The 2,287-nt window shown below is 34.8% G+C and carries 2 protein-coding genes and 1 pseudogene; 2 read left to right on the top strand and 1 reads right to left on the bottom strand.

The window, feature by feature from the left end; genetic code table 11:
• Nucleotides 1–162: pseudogene (locus V7014_RS15000) on the top strand (FMN-dependent NADH-azoreductase); the annotation flags it as partial.
• Between the two features lie 253 nt (nt 163–415).
• Nucleotides 416–1,033 (top strand): sporulation-specific diadenylate cyclase CdaS, encoded by a 618-nt coding sequence (gene cdaS, locus V7014_RS14995; protein ID WP_335508243.1) that lies wholly within the window; start codon nt 416–418, stop codon nt 1,031–1,033.
• A 362-nt stretch (nt 1,034–1,395) separates the two neighbouring features.
• Here the strand turns inward: cdaS and V7014_RS14990 are convergent, their stop codons facing one another.
• Nucleotides 1,396–2,232: a Ku protein gene (locus tag V7014_RS14990; RefSeq protein ID WP_335508242.1), complete on the bottom strand. Its 837-nt coding sequence runs from the start codon at nt 2,230–2,232 to the stop codon at nt 1,396–1,398.
• Nucleotides 2,233–2,287 lie beyond the last annotated feature (55 nt).

The raw sequence follows: 2,287 nt of genomic DNA, 5'->3' as shown, positions 1-2,287 counted from the left end.
ATGGAAATGGCTGTTAACTATGTCACAACTCTCCTTGGTTTCTGGGGTATTTCAGAATCCGAAACTGTAGTTATCGAGGGACATAATCAATATCCTGAGCGCTCACAAGAAATAATCGCAGACGGTTTAGAAAAAGTTGCTACAGTTGCTTCAAAGTTCTAATTTCATGGTGACGTAAAATATCCGCCCGTAATACGTGCGGATATTTTACTATTCAAAAAAGCTAAAAACCCCCTTATTTGGATAATTTTAACTTTCTCAACTATAAAGAACCACTCTTCATTTTATTATTACTATGAATAAAACTTATTAAAAAAATACGGATGCTCATTAATTTTTGGAAAATAATAAAGAAGGTAGAATTTTTATTTTATGTTGGAATTAATGTAATAGTTTGTGGTAGGAGGATGTATCCATGAATCATCATAATTGTGACTTTTCTCCAATGCATCAAGCATTAACAGCAGGTATTCATCAAGTTATAGCAACACTTCAAAGTAACCTAGAGGTATTAGAAAATAACGGAAACTGTCTTTTGAAAAATTTTGAGGAAGTAAGAGAAACGTTTACACAACTTGAAATGACAGCCGCCTCTTTTTATTTAAATTGTTATTTATCTCCATTTACAGACAAATATGTAGATTTATCTACAAGTGTGCAAAACATGTCTAAGCGTAAACATGGAGGATTGATTGTAATTCAACGGGAGGATTCTTTAGATTCTCTAATTCAATCAGGAATTCCATTAAAGGCCACTTTAACACATTCATTATTAGAGTCAATCTTTTTTCCTGGAAATCCCCTTCATGATGGAGCTGTTTTAATTCAGGAAAATGAAATTGTTTCTGCAGCACATGTCCTACCTCTATCGAAAAAACTTACAGGAGAGAAAAAAATGGGAACACGTCACCGAGCTGCTTTAGGATTAAGTGAACAAAGCGACGCTTTAATACTCGTGGTTTCTGAAGAAACGGGTAAGATTACTTTTGCGCTCGGTGGAGAGTTTTATCCCATTAACAACGGAACTGTATAATTGAAATTGACTTTTGCAAAAGTAAAGGAACAAAGCGTCAATATAAAACTAGATATATTCTTCTATAGTTAAGTAGTAAACAAATTATAATTCTAGCTCGAGTAATAAAAATAATAGTTATATTAAAAAACTGTGGGGGGGGTATGTACCCTAAAACATCTAACGTTGCAGGGTACAATTTTAACCTTTTGTTAGTTGAGATAAAGCTTGTCTCCCTCCCACCTTTCTTCCCTCCCCTTCGCAACCCACGATACACACCAGAAGGATCGGAATTATTTTCAATTAGGCTTTTTCTTTCCCCTAAAAGAAACAAGAACCACGGAAATAGTCATACATCCACTTCCCTTTTCTAAATAGGAAAGCTAGCTAGTTTTCTTTGATCTCGCTTTCGCTTTTTTCGGCTTTGCCGGAGCTACGGGTTTCGTTTTATCAATTGAAGCTTGCAAGGCTGTCATAAGATCAACTACATTATTTCTATCTTCATTAGCCGGAGCATCAGGTGTTGATACGTACTCATTCTTCTCCATCTTTTCATGTATAAGCTTTTCAAGCGCTGTACGGTATGTGTCGATGTACTTTGTAGGATCAAAATTTGTAGTTAATTGATCGATAAGCATCATCCCAATATCAAATTCTTTTTCCGACACGATAGTATTGTCTGTTACACCGATGGGTGCATCTTTTGAATTACGTACTTCATCTGGAAAATGAAGTGTTTCAAGTAATAAAATATTATTGTGAGGTCTAACGGCAGCTAAACGTTCTTTGCTTCTAATAGTAATTTTAGCTATCCCAATTTTTTTTGATTTTTTTAGTATTTCCGATAGTAAAGCATACGGCTTTGAGCCACCACTATCGGCACCCACATAATAGGTCTTATCATAATAAATAGGATCAATTTCTGAGAGCTTCACAAAATCTATAATAGCTACTTGCTTTTGCTCATGCTCTTCCTTTAATTTCGTTATTTCTTCTTCGGTTATCTCAATATAACGACCATTAGCCGTTTCATATACTTTTATGATTTCATCACTCGTAACATCATCATCACATTCTGCAATCTTCTTATACTTAATAGGAGACAAACACTCCTTATGAAATTGTCGAAATTTAATATCACGGTCCTCAACAGCTGAAAATAATTTAACAGGAATATTAACTAAACCAAACGAGACACTACCCTTCCAAACTGTATGCATATGAATTCCTCTTTCCATTCTTTTATCCCGTTCTAACTGGCGCTAAGACTCCCAC

It is taken from the genome of Bacillus sp. JJ722 (assembly GCF_036963345.1).
Lineage (GTDB): Bacteria > Bacillota > Bacilli > Bacillales > DSM-1321 > Bacillus_AD.
Note: the sequence above shows the minus strand (reverse complement) of the source record. Positions and strands in the feature narration are given on the sequence as shown.